The organism is Streptomyces sp. NPDC048718, assembly GCF_043198875.1.
Taxonomy (GTDB): Bacteria; Actinomycetota; Actinomycetes; order Streptomycetales; family Streptomycetaceae; genus Streptomyces.
Map to the genome: position 1 here is coordinate 431,601 of NZ_JBICVG010000003.1, position 18,506 is coordinate 450,106.

General features: G+C 73.9%; 16 protein-coding genes. 6 read left to right on the forward strand and 10 right to left on the reverse strand.

The window, feature by feature from the left end:
• Positions 1-87: 87 nt before the first annotated feature.
• The 5 genes from ACGFRB_RS07585 to ACGFRB_RS07605 all read right to left on the reverse strand — a co-directional run bounded on the left by ACGFRB_RS07585 (position 88) and on the right by ACGFRB_RS07605 (position 6,484).
• Entirely contained in the window at positions 88-1,536 is a 1,449-nt protein-coding gene (locus ACGFRB_RS07585) for a phytoene desaturase family protein (protein ID WP_393240268.1), read from the reverse strand.
• A 116-nt stretch (positions 1,537-1,652) separates the two neighbouring features.
• Positions 1,653-2,297, reverse strand: a complete 645-nt coding sequence (locus tag ACGFRB_RS07590; protein WP_363011528.1) for a DUF4126 domain-containing protein — start codon at positions 2,295-2,297, stop codon at positions 1,653-1,655.
• 330 nt (positions 2,298-2,627) lie between these two features.
• A complete protein-coding gene (locus tag ACGFRB_RS07595) occupies positions 2,628-3,236 on the reverse strand; it encodes a TetR/AcrR family transcriptional regulator (protein WP_363011526.1) in 609 nt (202 codons plus the stop codon).
• Between the two features lie 85 nt (positions 3,237-3,321).
• Positions 3,322-5,508 carry a YhgE/Pip family protein gene (locus ACGFRB_RS07600; RefSeq protein WP_393240272.1) on the reverse strand — a complete coding sequence of 729 codons (2,187 nt, stop codon included), beginning with the start codon at positions 5,506-5,508 and terminating at the stop codon, positions 3,322-3,324.
• Positions 5,480-6,484, reverse strand: coding sequence for an ATP-binding cassette domain-containing protein (locus ACGFRB_RS07605; RefSeq protein WP_393240275.1), 1,005 nt, complete (start codon positions 6,482-6,484; stop codon positions 5,480-5,482). The genes ACGFRB_RS07600 and ACGFRB_RS07605 overlap by 29 nt, the downstream gene beginning before the upstream one ends.
• Before the next feature lie 154 nt (positions 6,485-6,638).
• On the opposite strand from ACGFRB_RS07605, the gene ACGFRB_RS07610 reads away from it, so the two are divergent.
• Entirely contained in the window at positions 6,639-7,367 is a 729-nt protein-coding gene (locus tag ACGFRB_RS07610) for a class I SAM-dependent methyltransferase (protein ID WP_393240278.1), read from the forward strand.
• Positions 7,368-7,472: 105 nt separating this feature from the next.
• On the opposite strand, the gene ACGFRB_RS07615 is transcribed toward ACGFRB_RS07610, so the two are convergent.
• Positions 7,473-7,778, reverse strand: a complete 306-nt coding sequence (locus ACGFRB_RS07615) for a hypothetical protein (RefSeq protein ID WP_393240281.1) — start codon at positions 7,776-7,778, stop codon at positions 7,473-7,475.
• Positions 7,779-7,996: 218 nt separating this feature from the next.
• Between ACGFRB_RS07615 and ACGFRB_RS07620 the strand changes: the two genes are divergently transcribed.
• From ACGFRB_RS07620 to ACGFRB_RS07630, 3 genes are all read left to right on the forward strand, one after another.
• Complete coding sequence (locus ACGFRB_RS07620) at positions 7,997-8,593, forward strand: SAV_6107 family HEPN domain-containing protein (protein WP_393240284.1); 597 nt, start codon at positions 7,997-7,999, stop codon at positions 8,591-8,593.
• 74 nt (positions 8,594-8,667) lie between these two features.
• Positions 8,668-9,456, forward strand: coding sequence for a class I SAM-dependent methyltransferase (locus tag ACGFRB_RS07625; protein WP_393240287.1), 789 nt, complete (start codon positions 8,668-8,670; stop codon positions 9,454-9,456).
• A 526-nt stretch (positions 9,457-9,982) separates the two neighbouring features.
• Positions 9,983-10,387 (forward strand): DUF3040 domain-containing protein, encoded by a 405-nt coding sequence (locus tag ACGFRB_RS07630; protein WP_363011514.1) that lies wholly within the window; start codon positions 9,983-9,985, stop codon positions 10,385-10,387.
• Between the two features lie 275 nt (positions 10,388-10,662).
• Here the strand turns inward: ACGFRB_RS07630 and ACGFRB_RS07635 are convergent, their stop codons facing one another.
• The 4 genes from ACGFRB_RS07635 to ACGFRB_RS07650 all read right to left on the reverse strand — a co-directional run bounded on the left by ACGFRB_RS07635 (position 10,663) and on the right by ACGFRB_RS07650 (position 16,723).
• Complete coding sequence (locus tag ACGFRB_RS07635; RefSeq protein ID WP_393240291.1) at positions 10,663-13,074, reverse strand: transglutaminaseTgpA domain-containing protein; 2,412 nt, start codon at positions 13,072-13,074, stop codon at positions 10,663-10,665.
• Between the two features lie 292 nt (positions 13,075-13,366).
• Positions 13,367-14,728, reverse strand: a complete 1,362-nt coding sequence (locus ACGFRB_RS07640) for a DUF58 domain-containing protein (RefSeq protein ID WP_393240599.1) — start codon at positions 14,726-14,728, stop codon at positions 13,367-13,369.
• Positions 14,728-15,834: an AAA family ATPase gene (locus ACGFRB_RS07645; RefSeq protein ID WP_393240294.1), complete on the reverse strand. Its 1,107-nt coding sequence runs from the start codon at positions 15,832-15,834 to the stop codon at positions 14,728-14,730. The genes ACGFRB_RS07640 and ACGFRB_RS07645 overlap by 1 nt, the downstream gene beginning before the upstream one ends.
• A 226-nt stretch (positions 15,835-16,060) precedes the next feature.
• The gene (locus ACGFRB_RS07650; RefSeq protein WP_393240297.1) at positions 16,061-16,723 is read right to left on the reverse strand and encodes a beta-class carbonic anhydrase; all 663 of its coding nucleotides are present in this window, start codon (positions 16,721-16,723) and stop codon (positions 16,061-16,063) included.
• A 268-nt stretch (positions 16,724-16,991) separates the two neighbouring features.
• Between ACGFRB_RS07650 and rsmH the strand changes: the two genes are divergently transcribed.
• Entirely contained in the window at positions 16,992-17,948 is a 957-nt protein-coding gene (gene rsmH / locus ACGFRB_RS07655) for a 16S rRNA (cytosine(1402)-N(4))-methyltransferase RsmH (RefSeq protein WP_363012477.1), read from the forward strand.
• Positions 17,949-18,006: 58 nt separating this feature from the next.
• Complete coding sequence (locus tag ACGFRB_RS07660) at positions 18,007-18,504, forward strand: septum formation initiator family protein (protein WP_393240300.1); 498 nt, start codon at positions 18,007-18,009, stop codon at positions 18,502-18,504.
• The last annotated feature ends 2 nt before the right edge of the window (positions 18,505-18,506 follow it).

The following is an 18,506-nucleotide window of genomic DNA, read 5'->3' on the forward strand; positions in this document are numbered from 1 at the left end:
CACCCGACGGCCCCCCGCACCCGGGGCGCACCCGGCCCGCACCCGGCCCACCCGTACGAGCCCCCGCCCGTACGACCGGCCCACCCCTCACTGCGAGCCGCGGAAGTCCGCGCCCTCCACGATCAGACCGGCGACCAGGGCGCCCGACATCCCGGCGTGGGCGAGCCCACCGCCCGGGTGGGACCAGCCGCCCGCGAAGTACAGGCCCGGCAGCGGCGACACATTCGCGGCGGGCAGCCACCGGCCGCGGTCCCCGGCCAGCGCGGGCCCGGGCACCTCGGCCGCGCCCGTCTCCACAAGCGTGTCGTCGGGGGTGCGCACCTCCTGCCACAGCAGCCGGTCGCGCAGCCCCGGCACGGCCGCCTCCGCCCGCGTCAGCATCCGCCCGGCGAACTCCGTCCAGGACGGCAGGATTTCCGTGGTCGCCGTGACCGTCACCGACTCGTGGGCGTCGTCGGGCCGCAGCGCCGGATCGCCGGGCCGCAGCACCGTCACCGTCGGCAGGCCGGCGGCGGCGTGCACCACGGTGCGGTGGACGGCCCCCGCTTCGCGGGCGCCGCGCAGCGCCAGACACAACGTCACCCGCCCGGTGCGCACCGGCTGGTGCCTCGGCCAGGTCTCGGGCCGGCTCTGTGGGAGCCCGGGGCCGACGATCCCCTCCCGGTACAGCGCGGGCACGGGCGCGCCCGCGACCACATGGTCCGCCGGTACCGTCCGGCCGTCCGCGAGGCGCACCCCGGCCGCCCGGCCGCCCTCCTCCACGACGTCCGTCACCTCGGCGCCGAAGACGAACTCCACCCGCCGCTGCACACACCGCTCGTACACCGCGTCCGCGAGCGCCCGGATGCCGCCGCCCACGTACCAGGTGCCGAAGGTCTGCTCCAGATACGGCAGGACGGCCGCCGAGGCCGGCGCGTCGGCCGGGTCGAAGCCGTACCCCCAGGCGTACGAATCGAGCAGCGCGACCAGCCGGGGATCGCGCAGCTCACGGGCGGCGACCTGGGCGAGGGTGGTCGTCGGGCGGCGCAGCAGGCCCGCCTTGAGCGCCGGGTACGGGTCGCGGCCGAGCGCGGCGACGGTGGAGCCGTCGGCGGCCTGCGGTTCCTCCAGGAGCGGACGCCGGGTGCGGTCCCACGCCTCGCGGGCCCGCACCAGGAAGTCGCCCCAGCGTGCCCCCGTGCCCGCGCCGAGCGCGGCGTCCAGGGCGGCGACGGTGCCGGCGCGCGAGGCGTTCGGCAGGTCGGCGCGGGTGCCGTCGGCGAAGACGTGCCGGCTCGCCGGATCGACCTGGGTGAGCGTGACGCACTCCTCCAGGGGCTGCTTGCCGGTCTTGACGAACAGATCGCGGTAGACGGCGGGCAGATGCAGCAGCCCGGGGCCGGTGTCGAAACCGAACCCGTCGCGTTCCAGTCGGCGGACCCCGCCGCCGTACGTCGCACCGCTCTCGTACACCGCCACGCGGTGGCCCGCCACCGCCAGCCGGGCGGCTGCCGCCATGGCGCCGAGACCCGCGCCGATCACCACAATCCGTGCCATGACCGGGACTTTATCGGCAGCGGTGGACGGCGCGCCGGGCGCGGTCCGGGGGAGGGGGCTGGTCCGGGGGCCGGTGTGGTCCCGGTGTGCTTTCGGACCGGCCGCCCGCCCCGGCGTCAGTCCGCGTACGGGGCGGGCGGAGGCGGTGCCTGCGGGGCGGCCAGGGCCGCGGCGGCGAGTCGTTTCTCCTCGCGGCGGGCGGCCCGGCGCCGCCAGAAGCGGCGGATGCGATGAGCGAGGAAGGCGACGACCACCAGACCGAGGACGAGGAACGTGCCCGCGATCACCGACGCCGCGACCGGATGGAAGATCGCGAAGGTGACGAGGCCCGCCACCCCCAGGTCCTCCAGCGTCGACACGACGATGTTGGAGAACGGTTCCGGCGAACTGTTGATCGCCATCCGGGTGCCCGCCTTGACGAGATGGCTGAGCAGCGCCGTACCGCCGCCGATCGCGCCCGCCGCCAGCTCGGGCAGCGAACCGGACTGCCCGGCCAGCAGCGCGGCCACCACCGCGCCGCTGATCGGCCGGATCACCGTGTGGACGGTGTCCCAGACGGAGTCGACGTACGGGATCTTGTCCGCGACCACCTCGCACAGGAACAGGATCCCGGCGACGATCAGGACGTCGGGCCGCTGCAGCGCGCCGGGCACGTCGTCGGCGAGACCGGTCGCGCCGAGGAGGCCGAGCAGCAGGACCACCGCGTACGCGTTGATCCCGCTCGCCCAGCCGCTTGTGAAGACCAGGGGGAGTACGGACACGCCGGGCATCGTAACCAGTCTGAGTAGGTGTACCTAGAGGGCGAGATGAGTAGCCGCGCGGATAGGCCCTGACCTGTGGAGACGGAAGAGTGGAAGGCATGGAAGGGGCGTGGCTCCGAAACCGCCGGCACGGGGCTGCGGAGCGGGGCCGCGCACCTGCCGGAACGGGGATACGGGAAACCGGGGGATACGGGGATACGGGAAAACGGGGATACGGGGTACGGGAAGAGCGCCGGTCCGGCGAGGCTCGAGGGGATCGAGTCACACCGGACCGGCGCTCTGTTTCGTGTCAGGGACGCCGCGTCACGGTACGTGTTGCCGAGGGCCGGGTCAGCGGCCGCCGACCCGCCCGTGCAGCAGCCGGGACAGCGCCGCGTGGACGTCGTCCAGGGAACGTTCGCTCTGGAACGCCTGCCAGTCGAGCGCGGCCACCAGCACCATGCCCACCAGGGCGGAGGCGGTGAGCGGTACGTCGATCTCCTCGTTCAGCTCGCCGGCCGCCACCCCCTCGCGCAGCACGCCCTCGACGACCGCGACGGCCTCCTGGCGTACCACCAGGAGCGTCGAGTTCCAGGCCCGCCCCGTGCGCCACAGCTCCGCCACGTACAGCTGGGTGAAGGCCGGATAGCGCTCGATGAAGACCAGGCCGGCCCGGATCATCGCGTCCAGCGCCTCGACCCGGGTGCCGCCCCGCGCGGCGGTCTCCTCGGCCGCCGTCCGCAGGGAGGCGGCCAGGAGGGAGACGCCGTGCCGCAGCAGCTCCTCGAAGAGTTCGGTCTTGCTCTTGAAGTTGTAGTAGACGGTGCCCTTGGCGACCCCCGCGCGTTCGGCGATCTCGTCGACCGTGGTCGCCGAGAAGCCCTGCTCCGCTATGAGGGTGACGGCGGCTTCGTAGAGCTTCGAGCGGGTCGCCTGACGTCGGGTGCTGCTGCTGTCCATGGCGCGCATTCTCACAGGTTTCGCGGGGCGGGTGGCGGGGGCGGACGCCCGCTTCAAGAGCGGGCGTCCGCTTCAAGGGCGGTCGTCACAGCGACAGTTCGGGGTGCAGGCGGTCCATCGTCCAGACCTGCTTCTTGCGGGCCGACAGCGCGGTCAGCGCGAGCGCGCCCACCGTGAACGCGGCCAGCACCGCGCAGCCCTGCCAGACCGGCCCGAGACCGCCGCCGCTGATGAGCCGGCGCAGCGCCTCGACCACGTACGTCATCGGCAGGTAGGGGTGCAGGGCGTTGAAGAAGCCGGGGCTGGTCTGCACCGGGTAGGTGCCGCCCGCCGAGGTGAGCTGGAGCATCAGCACCGCGAGCACCAGGATGCGTCCCGCCGCGCCGAAGCGCGCGTTCATCCACTGGATGAGGGCGGCGAAACAGCAGGTCGTCAGGGAGAGGAAGGCGATGGTGCCGGCGGCCCTGGCCATCTCCAGACCGAGCCCCCAGTGCAGGACGCCCACCAGCAGGGCCACCTGGAACACGCCGAGCGTGGCCACCGGGAGCCAGCCCGCGAAGGCGATCCGCCAGGCGGAGGCGCCGGCGGCGAGGGCGCGCCGGTTGAGCGGCTGGATGAGCATGTACGCCACCATCGAGCCGACCCAGAGGGAGAGCGGGATGAAGTACGGGGCGAAGCCGGTGCCGTAGTTGGGCGCCTTGTGCAGCGACTGGGCGGCGAGCTTGACCGGGTCGGCCATCACCTCGGTGCGCCGGTCGCGGTCCTCCTGGTCGTAGTCGGGGATCTTCTTCACGCCGTCGCCGAGACCGGCGGCCAGTTCGCCCGAGCCGTCGGCGAGCTTGAACAGTCCGCCGTCGAGGTCGCCGGCGCCCTTGTTCAGCTTGCCGACACCCGTGTCCAGGCTGGCCGCGCCGGTGCGCGCGCCGGTGAGACCGGTGTTCAGCTTGGCCGCGCCGGCGGCGACCTTGTGGGCGCCCGTGTTCAGCGCGTTGATGTCCCTGATGGCGCCCTCGACGTCCTCGTTCAGGTGCGGGGCGCGGCGGGCCAGTTCGTCGGCGTCCGTCTTGAGCTTCGCGAGCTGGGTGTCGAGCGACTTCAGGTCGCCGCTGCGGTCCTTGGCCAGGGTGCGCAGGTCATCGGCGACCTTCACGAGGTCGCCGGAGCTGACGGTGGCCTTGCGCAGCAGTTCGCAGCCGTGAGCGTCGACGGCGGGGGCGGGCGGGGCTACCGGAGCGGCCGGGGCGCCGGTCTCGGCGGCGGCGGTGTCCGGGGTGGTGGCGGCGGGCGGCGCGACGGGCGCGGCCGGGGGCCGGGCGGTGAGGCACTGCTTGCGGTAGAACGCGGACAGATCGGCGTCCGCCTGGTGCGCGGTGGCGCGGACGACGGGAGCGCGGCGCACCAGGTCGTCCAGGTTGTCGCGGACGGCGACCGTCGAGTCGGAGACCAGCTTGGCCGAGTCGCGGATCGACTTGCCGTTGTCGGCGAGGTACGGACGGATCTTGGCGGCCTCGCCGTTGACCTTGTCGGCGAGCCGCTGGGTGCCGTTCGCGACCTCGCGGGAGCCGGCCTTGAGGTCCGTGGCGCCCTTGTCGAGCTTGGTGATGCCGACGGCCAGGTCGCCGCTGCCCTTCTTGGCGTTCTTCAGACCGTCGGCCAGGTCCTTGGACCCCGCCTTCGCCTTGTCGACACCGGCCTTGAGGTCGCCGGCGCCCTTGGCCGCCTCGGCGGTGGCGTCGTGCAGGTCGGAGAAGGAGATGAAGATCTTGTCGAGGAAGGTCCGCGAGGTCTTGGTGGAGGCGGCGCTGCGCACCTCGGCGAAGACCGAGCGGGAGATCGACCCGACGATGTAGTTGTTCGCGTCGTTCGTCCGTACCTTCAGCGCGCCGGTCTCGGGGGAGTCGCCGGAGCTGGAGGCGATCCGCTCGCTGAAGTCGGCGGGCATGGTGAGGGACAGGTAGTACGTCCCGTCCTCGACGCCCTTGCGGGCCTCCTCGTCGGTCACCTCGTGCCACTCGAAGATCCCGCTCTCGCGCAGGTTCTCGGTGATGTCGGCGCCCGCGGTGATCTTCTGACCGGCGGCGGTGGTGCCCTTGTCCTCGTTGACGAGGGCGACGGGGAGTTTGTCGAGCCTGCTGTACGGGTCCCAGAAGGACCACAGGTACAGCGCGCCGTACAGCAGCGGAAGCAGCAGGATCGCGACGAGCGCGGCGCGCGGGAGCTTCCCCCTGCCGAACCGCTTCAGCTCAAGCGCGGCAAGCCTCGGCGAGCGCATCGGTCTTTCCCTTCCCGGTCGTGTCGTTCGTGTCGTTCGTGGTGCTCGGGTCGTCCGCGTCGTTCTTCTCGGACCGCGAGTTCTGCGAGCTCTTCGGGTTCTTCGAGGTCTGCGAGTTCTTCGGGGTGTCGTCCTCGGAGGCGACCTTGGTCAGCGTGGTGGGGACGGTGTCCGCTCCGGCCGGCTGTCCGGGCTGAACGGGCGGTACGGGCTGTTCGGGCCGGGCGTGCTTGCCGCGCGGCCCGGAGGACGCCGGGTCCTGGGCGGTGGTGGCGGTGGTGGAGATCCGCAGGGCGTCCCGGGGCGCCTCGCTGCACACGGCGAGCACGGTGACGCCGGACGCGGCGACGGACCGCAACAGGGCCCAGGCCTTCTCACGGTCGGCGTCGGAGAGCTTGAGGTCGGTGTCGTCGAGCGCGAGCAGCCGGGGCCGGCCGATGAGGGCGAGCGCGACCGACAGCCGCAGCGCCTCCAGGCGTTCCAGATCCCGTACGGAGGTGCGCTCGCCCTTCTCCAGTGAGTCGAGGTCGAGTCCGGCGGCGGCCAGGGCGGTGTCGATGCGGGCCCGGGCGGCGGCGCGGCGCTCGGCGGGCGAACGCAGCAGCATCTTCAGGGAGCCGTCGAACCGGCGCTGGAGCAGGGCCCGTTCGCGCAGGTGCTCGGCGACGGTCAGGGCCGGGTCGAGGTCGCTGACGCCGGGGACCGGGCCGAGCGCGCTGAGCCGTCGTACGGCCGCCATCTTGCGCGGCAGCCGCAGCCCGGCCACGTCGGCGTGGCCCTCCGTGGGCTTCATCCGGCCGGAGAGTGCGAGCAGCAGGCAGGTACGGCCGGAGCCGGACGGGCCCTCGATCGCGACGAGACTTCCGGGCGCCGCTTCGAAGGTGATCCCGCGAAACGCCCAGCCGCGCGGGCCCTTCAGGCCGAATCCGTCCGCGATGACGGCGGCGCCGTCCGGGTTGTCCGGGTTCGTTGTCACGATCCCCCCTGGAATCCTTTTTGAACTGACCAGTCAGTTCAAAAGCTACCTCGGAGGGCCCGCCCGCGCAAAACCGCCCGGAAGCCGGGGCAGGGCGGGCCGAGGGTGCCTTCTCCCTTTGCCGTACGGCGAGTTCGCCCGGTACGAACAAGGAATGACGGGAAAGACACCGGCGGACGACCCCCGCTCCTTCGACCGCTTCGCCCGCGACTACGACCGCTTCGTCAGCCTGCTCCCGGGCCGGAACACGTCCTGGCTGCTCGGCCTCGACCCGAGAGGAGGCCGCGCCCTGGACGCGGGCTGCGGCTCGGGGCACGCGGCCCGGGCCCTGGCGGACCGCTTCGACGAGGTGGTCGGCGTGGATCTGAGCCACCCTCTGATCGCCCTCGCCGAGACCACTCGCGCCCACCCCCGGGTGCGCTATCTCGCCCGGGACCTGCTCGACCTGACGGACCCCGAAGGCTTCGACCTCGTCTACAGCCACACGACGCTCCACCACCTGGACGACTACCGCGCGGCTCTCGAACACCTGCGGAGTCTCGTCCGCCCCGGCGGCACCGTCGCCCTCGTCGACAACGTCCACGACCGAGGGCCCGGCCGGACCCCGCCCCGCCGCGCCTACACCTGGCCCGCCCGCTGGAACTTCCCCCGCGAACTGCTCCGCCTCGGCCCGCGCGACGCCTGGTTCCAGCTCCGCTTCTGGCACAGCCGTTTTTGGCTGGACCACCTGCTCGCCGACCGCTACCTGACGCGCGCCGAGTTCCGCGCCCTGTACACCTCCGTCTTCCCCGGCGCCCGCTTCGACGACCTCGGCTTCGCCCTCGCGATGACCTGGACGGCACCAGGAGGGGCGGCGCCGGGGCGGGGTGTCACCTGCCGATGAGGCGGCTGGTGAAACCGTCCCGGACGAGGGACTCGTACGCGTCCCGGACCTCGTCCGGGAGGGGCGGAGTTCTGGGGAGGGGCCTCACCGACCGGTTCCGTGCGCCTACCAGTAAGTACGTGTGATCTTGTCGGGCAGCCGCCCCCACCGTCCTGCTTCCTGGAAGATCGCCGATGCCGCGATCAGGAAGGTACGGCGGAGGCCCGGGTCCGGGTCGGGGTGCTCCATGTTCCCGGTGTTCTTGTCGAGGAGCATGTCGCCGAAGGCGATTCCCTCCGGTGTGCAGGGGCGGGCGATCGATCCCCCCGGATCGATCAGGAGGTTCCCGGCGGCGCCTTCCGCGGTTTCCCAGGCGTAGACGGATCCCGCTTCGAGAGAAGCGACCTTCCTGCACGTCAGTGACGCTGTCACACGGATTCCCATCATTTCGCCGGGTGGAGGACGTGGTGCGGCCGTGCGGCCGGCGGCACCGCCGGTGACCCGGGGCCGTGGCGCGCAGCCGGAGGTTAACGCCGGTAGGGCGTGTCGTCGCGACAGGCGGGCCGGTCTGCCGGACGGGTTGTCAGTGGGAGTGGGCAGGATAGGGACATACGGCACGTGTGCCGCCATCCGACGACAGGAGGCTCGTCATGGCCGGTCAGTCCGCCGCCGCGTTCCGGCGGCGCGTAACCGGAAGTCGCCTTGCCCCCGCCCGTACCGGACCCGCCACCGACATCCACCCCGTGCCGCGCCGCGCCTCGGCGCCGCCGGCGGCCCTGGACCTGCTCGCCAAGGCCAGGGCAGGGCTCGACGAGGCCGCCACGCTCGACGTGCCCAACGAGCGGTACGCCACCGCCCATCTCGCCGCCCTGCGCACCGCCGCCGCCGTGCTCGCCGCGCGCGGCCGGCCCGAGCGGGATCCGCGCCGGCGGGCCCGGATCCGCAGCGCGTGGTCGGTGCTGCCCGAGATAGCGCCCGAACTGACCGAGTGGAGCTCCCTGTTCGCCTCCGGCGCCGACCGCCGGGCCCGCGCCGAGGCGGGCATCCCCGGCGCGGCGAGCCGGCGGGACGCCGACGACCTGCTCCGGGACGCCGCCCTCTTCCTCCGGCTCGTCGAACGGCTGCTCGTCCTGCGCCCGGAGCTGCCCCGGCAGGCGGCACTCGGCGAGGGGGACGGGGGTGACCAGGGCGGACGGACCGGGGCCGGGCCCGGAGAACAGGGGTGGCCGGGCGCGGCCCGCCCGTAGGGCGGAACTCTCCGGACACGGCCGAGGCCATAGGGTGGGAGGTGTTCGTACCTGTCACCGAGGAGTCAACAGTCGTGTCGGACCCTTCCGCTGTCTCCGGCCGAGAGGCGACCTCGCGCCCGTCGCGCGCCTCTCTGCGTACCGCCGTCGTCTGGGACGTCCTCAAGGACGCGCTCGACCGCCAGGTCAAGGCCACCGGGAAGGACAGCCTCGATGTCCTCGACACGGGCGGCGGCTCCGGCAACTTCGCGGTCCCGGTGGCCGGTCTCGGTCACCGGGTCACCGTCGTCGACCCCAGCCCGAACGCGCTCTTCGCCCTGGGCCGCCGCGCCGCCGAGGCCGGGGTCGCCGACCGGGTGCGGGGAGTGCAGGGGGACATCCGCGGTCTGTTCGAGGTCGTCGACCGCGAGGGCTTCGACATCGTGCTGTGCCACGGGGTCCTGGAGTACGTGGACGACCCGGCCGAGGGCATCCGGAACGCGGCCGCCGCGCTGCGGCACGGCGGCAGCCTCAGCCTGCTCGCCGCCGGTCTCGGCGGCGCCGTACTGGCCCGCGCCCTCGCCGGTCACTTCACCGAGGCCCGGCACGCGCTGGACGACCCGGCCGGCCGCTGGGGCGAGGGCGACCCCGTGCCCCGGCGCTTCACCGCCGACCAGCTGACCGGCCTCGCGGCCGGCGCCGGACTCGCCGTGGGCTCCGTCCACGGCGTCCGGGTCTTCGCCGACCTGGTGCCCGGCGTCCTCGTCGACACCGAGCCCGCCGCCCCCGAGGCCCTGATGCGCCTGGAGGCCGCCGTGGCCGAGCTGCCGTCCTTCCACGCGGTCGCCTCCCAGCTGCACGTCCTGAGCGAGAAGCAGGGCTGACGCCGGTCGGCTGGTCCGGGTCCGCTGGTCCTGGTCCGGCGGTTCCGGGCCGCCGGTTCGCTGGCCGGCTGGTCCGGCGGCCCCGGTTCCCGGTCCCGCCGCCGGAGTCTGTGACCCCACCGGGGTTCCCGACTCCGGCCGGGGACCTCGACCCGGTTCCAGGCCCGGGGCCCCGGGCCGGCCGTCGTGGATCCCCGGCCCGCCGCACCCCGCGCCACCCGACCGGTGGCGCCCCCGGCCCGGCCCCGTACCGGCTCCCGGGCACTCGGTGCCCCTGAGCAGCGGCGCGACGGCGGACGGAGTACGGCGCGGGCCGTCCATACGGGGACGCGTCCCCGTATGATCGAGGAAGCAGCATCCGGCATGACGGGCAGGAGGCCGGGGAATCAACCCCCCGCCACCCGGTTCGCATGGCGGCCCGGATGGCGATTTGGCATTGAGGGCGGGTTTCACGGGGGCGATTCCCTGCCTATCCTGAAAGGGCCGCGAACCGGTCGCCCCCGCGACCGACGACTAGGAGGACCCCGTGCCGCTCTCGGAGCACGAGCAGCGCATGCTCGAGCAGATGGAGCGAGCGCTGTACGCCGAAGATCCCAAGTTCGCGACAGCGCTTGAGGGAAGCGGGCTGCGTACGTACACCCGGCGACGGGTCTACCAGGCAGCCGTCGGCTTCCTGGTGGGTATCGCGCTCCTCATGGCCGGAATGATCGCCCCGGATTACTGGATCATCAGCGTGGTGGGCTTTCTCGTCATGCTGGGGTGCGCGGTACTGGCCGTCACCGGCTGGCGCAAGGCGCCCAAGCCGGGCGAGCAGCAGCTGCGGGGAAGCGCCGGCGGTGGCCGGCAGGCCCGGCAGCGCCGCACGATGATGAACCGGCTCGAGGACCGGTGGCAGCGCCGCCGTGACGAACAGCAGGGCGGTCACCACTGACACCCGCCCCACCTGACACAACGAGAAGGCCCGCACCCCCGGTGCGGGCCTTCTCGCATGTCAGGAACGGGGATGTAGGTACGGCCCTGCTCGTCACGGGTCGACCGGCTCCGCTCCCACCGGCCCGCCCCGGCTGCCCCACAGGAGGCCGGACCAGTCGGGACGCCTTACACCCCGCCCGTCGCCCGTCGCCCGTCGCCCGGCGGCAGCCGGGCCAGGCCCCGCAGGCCCACCACGGCCCCGCAGGCCGCCCTCGCCCTACCGGCCACCCACGCTCAGGACGCCTTACCCCGAGCCCGCGCCCCCGGCAGCCGCGTCCGCAGCCACTGCCCCACTCCCACCGAGGGCACCAGCGCCCGTACCGCCTCCCGCAGCCTCGCCACCCTGTCCCGGGTCGCCCAGACCACCCGTACCGCCGAGCGCGGCGCGAGCAGTGCCCGCAGCCGGACCCGGCGGGACGCCGCGAGCCGGAAGCCGCGCCGTACGATCCGCGCCTCGGCCGCCAGGCCGTCCGCCGGGCGGGGCCGCGGGGCGTAGAGGAGCTCCTCCACCGCGCCCGCCGCCCGGTGCACGGCCTCGGCCGCGTCCTCGGGCAGCTCGCCCCGGCGCACCAGCCGCTCGGCCGTCGCGCGCGGGGTCCGCGACTCGTCGGGCGCGACCCCGTGGTCCCAGGCCGTGTCGTTGATCTCGCGCCACACCGCGAGGACCCCGCCCGCGGGGCCCAGCCGCCGGGCCCGGACCCGGGTCCGCCACAGCAGCGGCAGCAGCGGCAGGGTGAGCACCAGCACGATCCCCACGGCCAGCCAGACGATCCGGGACGTCGGCATGCCGCCGTCGTCGAAGGCCGCCGCGCCCACCGCCTGGTCGGGCCCGCAGTCGCCCTGGTGCTTCGCCTGCGCGGTGCAGCCCGCGGCGTCGCTCGGCGCGGCCGAGGGCTCGTCGGTCGGACCGGCCGAGGGCTGGGCCGACGGGGCCGTTGCGCCGCCGGAGGACTGCTCGCGGGTGTAGGCGGGGGTGGAGCCGCGCGACGGCGTCGGCTCGAAACGGGTCCAGCCGACGCCCTCGAAGTACAGTTCGGGCCACGCGTGCGCGTCCCGGATGCCGACCGAGACCGAGCCGTCGGGCTGCGGGGTGCCCGGCATGAAGCCGACGGCGACCCGGGCCGGGATGCCCAGGGAGCGGGCCATCGCCGCCATCGAGAAGGAGAAGTGGACGCAGAAGCCCTCCTTGTCCTTCAGGAAGCGGGAGATCGCGTGCACACCCGTGCCGGAGGCGACGTTCACGTCGTAGCGGAAGCCGCCCTCCGAGGCGAACCAGTTCTGGAGCTTCACGGCCCGCTCGTAGTCGTCACGGGCCCCGCCGGTGACCCGCAGGGCCGTCTCGCGGACGTCGGGGGGCAGTGAGGACGGGACCCGGGTGTACTCGCGGCGCAGCTCCGCCGGGGCGGCCGGGGCCGCCGCCAGCTGTCCGGCGGTGGGCCGTACGTCCAGGCTGGTGACCGTGTAGCGGGCGCCCTTGGTGCTCTGGCCGTTGTCGCCGACGAGCATCCGGCCCGCCGGCTCGTACCGCCAGCTGCCGTCGATGGAGACCCGGGACGCCGGGAACGGCATCGGCAGCCACTTCTGCTCGTACGCCGTGGAGGCCACCAGATTGGTGGTGGTCTCGCCGGTGTCGACGTTCTGGGAGAGCCCGATGGGCCGGGGCAGGGTCCCGGGCAGGTCCTGTACGGGGCGCACCGAGGACTTCCAGGAGGTGCCGTCGAACTGGTCGAGGGCGACGAGCCGCAGGTAGAGACCGCTGCCGTCGACGGCGTTCGTACGGTAGCGGAGCACCTCGCGGTCCTCGGGCTGGCGCAGATTGTTCTGCAGCGAGACCAGCGGGTTCACCGCCGAGATCGTGCCGCCCTTGCCGCCGCCGGAGCCCGGGCCGCTGCCGGGGCCGCCGAGGAAGCCGCCGCTCAGGCCCGGCAGGAGCAGCGGCACCACGAGCGAGACGCCCAGCGCGACCGCGCCGATCCGCCGCCCGGTGCGGGCGGGCGCGGACACCGAGGCGTCGTCGCCGGCCGCGGTGCCGGGCCGCCCCGAGCGCTGGGCGCCGCCGAAGACCCGGCCCCAGCGCGAGAGCCGGTCCCGGCCCTCGGACAGGAGCAGCAGCAGATACCCGGCGGCGGCCAGCGGGAAGAACAGCCACCCCGCGTCGCCGCCGGACAGTCCGGCGGCCACCGAGTACAGCGCGAGCAGCGGCAGCCCGGCCGGGGCCGCGCCGCGGAAGGTCACCGCGAGTGTGTCCACCAGGAGCCCGATCACCGCGACGCCGCTGACCAGGAGCAGCCGGATGCCGGCGGTGCTGGGCGCGGGCGGCGCGTACGTCCCGACGTCGTTCACGCCCTCCTCGAAGAGCCGCGCGAAGGCGTCGACGGCGTCCGGGCCGGGCACGAGCCAGCAGAACGCCTCCGACCGGGCGAAGAGCAGCGTCAGCGCGAGCACGGTCACGAGGAGCTGTGCGGCGATCGTCAGCGGGCGGGCCAGCGGCACCCGCCGGGTCAGGGCCCCGACCAGGCTTTGCAGGCCCACCACGAACGCCGCCGTGAAGATCCAGGTCGCCGGTTTCACCAGCGGCAACAGCGCGGCCGACGCGGCCATCGTCGCCCCGTACGCCGCCAGTGTCAGCCGTCCGCGTCCGCTCATGACCGGCCTCCGTACGTGTTGCCGGCCCTAGGGCGTGTTTCGAAAGTCCCTCCTGGCCCGCGACGCCTGGCACGCACTCCCCCGTGGCCCTTCGGGCACGGGAGGTGCCCCCACGCTGCGTTGTCGGAGTCATCCAAGTACGTCCAGTACGAGGATGATCCTCCGCCTTGCGATCGTACGCACCAGACGCCGCAGGCCCCGCCCTTCGGGCGGACGGAGCTACTTTCGAAACACGCCCCGGGGGGCCGGGCCGTCGCCCCGTACGCCGCCGGTGTCGGCCGCCCGCACCCGTTCATGACCAGCCTCCGTACGTGTCGGCCGCGGGGGCCTGGGTCGGCATCCCACCGGCGAGCTGCCACAGATCGGCGAGCCGGTCGCCGGGGGCCACCGGGAACGCCAGCCAGCCGGCCTCCCGCAGCCGGCGGACCCGGTCCTCGACGGCTCCGGCGACCGCGCCGCCGGTCAGCCAGGTGCCGGAGTCCAGGACGAAGGCGACGGCGGCGCCGTGCCGCTGCCGCATCCGGGCCGCCAGCGCCGTCTGGTCCTCGTCGAGATCGCCGAAGAACGCCACGAGCAGCCCCTCGTGCCCGCCGCGCAGCACGTCGAAGGCGCGCGAGAGCCCGGCGCCGTCGGAGTGGTCGATCACCGCGAGGGTGTCCATCAGCAGTCCGGCGGTCTCGGCCTGGTCGTGGCCGGACCCGGCGAAGCCCTCGGCGCCCTCGCCGGGCACGCTGCTGCCGGTGTCGGTGAGCAGCCGTACCGCGAAACCCCGCTCCAGCAGGTGCGTGAGCACGGACGCGGCGCCGGACACGGCCCACTCGAAGGCGGAGTCGGGGCCGCCGCCCTCGTAGGCGAGGTCCCGGGTGTCGAGCAGCACCGTGCAGCGGGCCCGCTGCGGCTGCTCCTCGCGGCGCACCATCAGCTCGCCGTAGCGGGCGGTGGAGCGCCAGTGGACCCGGCGCAGGTCGTCGCCGTGCCGGTAGGCGCGCGGAATGATGTCGTCGTCGCCGGCCAGCGCGAGGGACCGCTGCCGGCCCTCGCCGTAGCCGTTGGACTCGCCGCCGAGGCCCACCGCGGGCAGCGGCTCGGTACGCGGGACGACGGTGAGGGTGTCGTACGCGCTGAACGAACGGGTCAGCTCGCACATCCCGAACGGGTCGCCGAGCCGCAGCTGGAGCGGGCCGAGCGGAAAGCGTCCGCGCAGGTCGGAGCGGACCCGGTAGGACACCTCGCGGCGGCCCGAGGCCTCGACCCGGTCGAGGACGAAACGGGGCCGGGGCCCCAGCATGTACGGCACGTGGTCCTGGAGCATGAGCAGCCCGGTGGGCACTCGCGAGACGTTGTCGACCCGCAGATGGACCCGGGCCTCGGAGCCGGTCTCGACCCGCTGCGGGGCGAGCCGGCGGCTGCCCGCGACCCGGTAGCGGGTGCGGTGCGCGGCGATGACGCAGATCAGCGGCAGGGCCGCGAGCAGCAGCCCGACCCGCAGCAGATCGGCCTGGCCGAGGACGTACGCGCAGCCGGCGGCGGCGACCCCGGCGGCGAGGAAGGACCGGCCCCGGGTGGTGAGCCCGGCGAACGCGGCCCGCAGCCCGCCGCGGCCACCCCCCTCGGCGTCCGCCGCGGGCTCCGAAGGGGCGGCGGCGGTACGCATCACGGCCGCCGGGTGTCGGACTGCCGGGGGCCGTAGCCCGGCCCGGCGGACTGTCCGGGCGGCCCGGCCTGCGTGTGAGGTCCGTGCGGTCCGGCCTGCCCGTGCGGTCCGGCCTGCGCCGGCGGCCCGGAGTGGGCGGGCGCCGTCGCCGGGACCGGGGTGCCCTGGAGGATGTCGTCCACGACCTGCTCGGCGGTACGCCGGTTCAGCCGGGCCTGCGCGGTGGGCAGCAGCCGGTGGGCGAGCACCGGGGCGGCCAGCGCCTGGACGTCGTCGGGCAGCACGTACTCCCGTCCGGCGAGCGCGGCGGACGCCTTCGCGGCCCGCAGCAGATGCAGGGTGGCTCGCGGAGAGGCGCCGAGGCGCAGGTCGGGGTGGGTACGGGTGGCGGTGACCAGGTTCACCGCGTAGCGCCGTACGGAGTCGGCGACATGCACCGCGCGCACCGCCTCCACCAGCTTGAGTACGTCGTGGGCGTGGGCGACCGGCTGGAGGTCGTCGAGCGGCGAGAGAGCGCCGTGCGCGTCGAGCATCTTCAGCTCGGCCTCGGGGCTGGGGTAGCCCATGGACACCCGGGCCATGAACCGGTCGCGCTGCGCCTCCGGCAGCGGGTAGGTGCCCTCCATCTCCACCGGGTTCTGGGTGGCGACCACCATGAAGGGGCTGGGCAGCTCGTACGTCCGGCCGTCGACCGTGACCTGGCGCTCCTCCATGGATTCCAGGAGCGCCGACTGGGTCTTGGGCGAGGCCCGGTTGATCTCGTCGCCGATGACGATCTGGGCGAAGATCGCGCCCGGCTTGAACTCGAACTCGTGCCGCTGCTGATCGTAGATGGACACCCCGGTCACATCCGAGGGCAGCAGGTCGGGCGTGAACTGGATCCGGCGGACCGAGCAGTCGACGGACCGCGCCAGCGTCTTGGCCAGCATGGTCTTGCCGACGCCGGGTACGTCCTCGATGAGGAGATGCCCCTCGGCGAGCAGTACGGTCAGCGCGAGGCGCACGACTTCGGGCTTGCCCTCGATCACGCTCTCCACCGACCGGCGGATCCGCTCCGCTGTGGTGGTCAGATCCGTGAGGCTCGCTCGATCGTCAAAGGTCGTCACCCGGCCCTCCTCGGCCCTTTCGCAGCACCGACACCTGCCCCCGGCGCGAGGCCGGGGGGTGTCACCGTGCATTGTTGTCACCGGGACCGGTTCGTGTCACTCGCCCGTGACACGACTGGGACAACTGCGAGTGGAATGCCGGGGTTTGGGGTCTTACGTCGTCGTGGCGCGCGGGTTGACGCGCGGGGCCCCGCCCGCGCCCGCCCCCCTGCGCCCGCGTCCGTGCCTACTTCTCGGACGCGGCCTCGGCGGCCTCGGTGGTCTCGGCGGGCTCCGCCGGGTCGATCTCGCGCAGCCGGCCCGTCGTCACGTCGAAGACGAAGCCGCGCACGTCGTCGGAGTGGAGCAGGAACGGCGAGGTCCGCACCCGCCGCATCGACTGCCGGACGTCCTGGTCGACGTCCCGGAACGCCTCCACCGCCCACGCCGGGCGCAGCCCGACCTCGTCCTCCAGCTCGTGCCGGAAGTCCTCGGTGAGGGACTCCAGACCGCAGTTGGTGTGGTGCACCAGCATCACGCTGCGGGTGCCGAGCGCCCGCTGGCTGATGGTGAGGGAGCGGATCACGTCGTCGGTGACCACACCGCCCGCGTTGCGGATGGTGTGACAGTCGCCGAGCTCCAGACCGAGCGCGGCGTGCAGGTCGAGCCGGGCGTCCATGCAGGCGACCACGGCGACGCGGCGCACGGGCCGGGCGTCCATTCCGGGGTCGGTGAAGTCGGCGGCGTAGCGCCCGTTCGCCCGGACGAGCCGGTCGATGACCGTGCCCTCGGTGCTCGTGGCGTCTATGGCGGCGGCGGAGGAGTGCGCGGAGGCAGAGGTCGACATGACGTCGACGTTAGTGGCCGAGACCCCTCCGAGCCTGCTGTGAGAGCGGACAAAGAGCGTCAATGAACCTTGTTGTGAGCCAACCCACAGGGAGGACAGTACGGGTCCGGACGGGTGAACCGTACGGAATCGGCGGCCGCGCCTCCCGGACCGGGCGACGCGCCAGCCGGTTGATTGACCGGGGGGTCCGGTGGACTAAAGTGGCGCGAAGTTCACAGGAGACATCGCGCGACTCCCGCCGTTTCTCCCCGTACGTGCGGCGGTACCTACGGCTCGGCCCCCTGTCCGCTCGCCGGTGGTACCCGATCTCCGCCGGATCTGAGAGGGCGCTTTGAGCAACGACCGACACGTCCCGGTGATGCTCCAGCGGTGCCTGGACATGCTGGCTCCCGCCCTGGAGCGCCCCGGCGCGGTCGTCGTCGACTGCACCCTCGGCCTCGGCGGGCACAGCGAGGCGCTGCTGAGCCGCTTCCCCGAGGCGCGGCTCGTCGCCCTCGACCGCGACAAGGAGGCCCTGCGGCTCTCCGGCGAGCGGCTCGCCCCCTACGGGGAGCGCGCCACCCTCGTCCACGCGGTGTACGACGAGCTGCCCGAGGTCCTCGACCGGCTGGACATCCCGCGCGTCGATGGCGTCCTGTTCGACCTGGGCGTCTCCTCCATGCAGCTGGACGAGGCCGACCGCGGCTTCGCCTACGCCCAGGACGCCCCGCTCGACATGCGCATGGACCAGACGACCGGCATGAGCGCGGCCGAGGTCCTCAACACCTACCCGCCCGGCGAACTCGTCCGCATCCTGCGGGCGTACGGCGAGGAGAAGCAGGCCAAGCGGATCGTGTCGGCGATCGTGCGCGAGCGCGAGAGGGAGCCGTTCACCAACAGCGCCCGGCTGGTCGAGCTGATCCGCGACGCGCTGCCGCAGGCCGCCAAGCGCACCGGCGGCAACCCGGCCAAGCGCACCTTCCAGGCCCTGCGCATCGAGGTCAACGGCGAGCTGTCGGTCCTGGAACGGGCGATCCCGGCGGCCGTGAAGGCCCTCGCCGTGGACGGCCGGATCGCCGTCCTGTCGTACCACTCGCTGGAGGACCGGCTGGTCAAGCAGGTGTTCGCGGCGGGTGCCGCGAACACCGCGCCGCCCGGCCTGCCGGTCGTACCGGAGCGCTACCAGCCCCGTCTGAAGCTCCTCACCCGCGGCGCCGAACTCCCCACGGAGGAAGAGATCGCCGAGAACCGGCGCGCCGCCCCCGCCCGGCTGCGGGGGGCGCAGCGGATCAGGGAGGACGAGGCGTGAGGACCCCGCGCGCGGCCCTACGCCCCGCGGCGGAAAAACGCGCCGGGGGAGCGCGGCGATGAGCGGGCGCAGCCCCCTCAAGGGGCGGGCCGCCCGGCTCGGCAAACTCATGCCGTCCGGGCCCAGTACGGCGGCCCGCACCCCCTTCGTCCTGCTCGTCGTGGCCCTGCTCGGCGGCGGCCTGATCAGCCTGCTGCTGCTCAACTCCGCGCTCAACCAGGGCTCGTTCCACCTCAGCGAGCTGAAGAAGAAGACCACCGAACTCACCGACGAGGAACAGGCCCTCCAGCGGGACGTGGACGACAGCGCCGCCCCCGACGCCCTGGAGCGGCGGGCCCGCGAACTCGGCATGGTGCCCGGCGACAGCCCCGCCTTCCTCGACCAGGACGGCAAGGTCGTCGGCGTCCCCACCGAGGCCCCCGCGCCCACGGCCCCGCCGGACCCCGCGCCCTCCCAGGAACCCTCGCCCCGCCCGGCCGCGCCCGTCCCCGAGCCCCCGGCCGCCGACGCGACGACCCCGCCCGCCTCCGCCGCCCCGACGACCTCCGGCAGGTGACC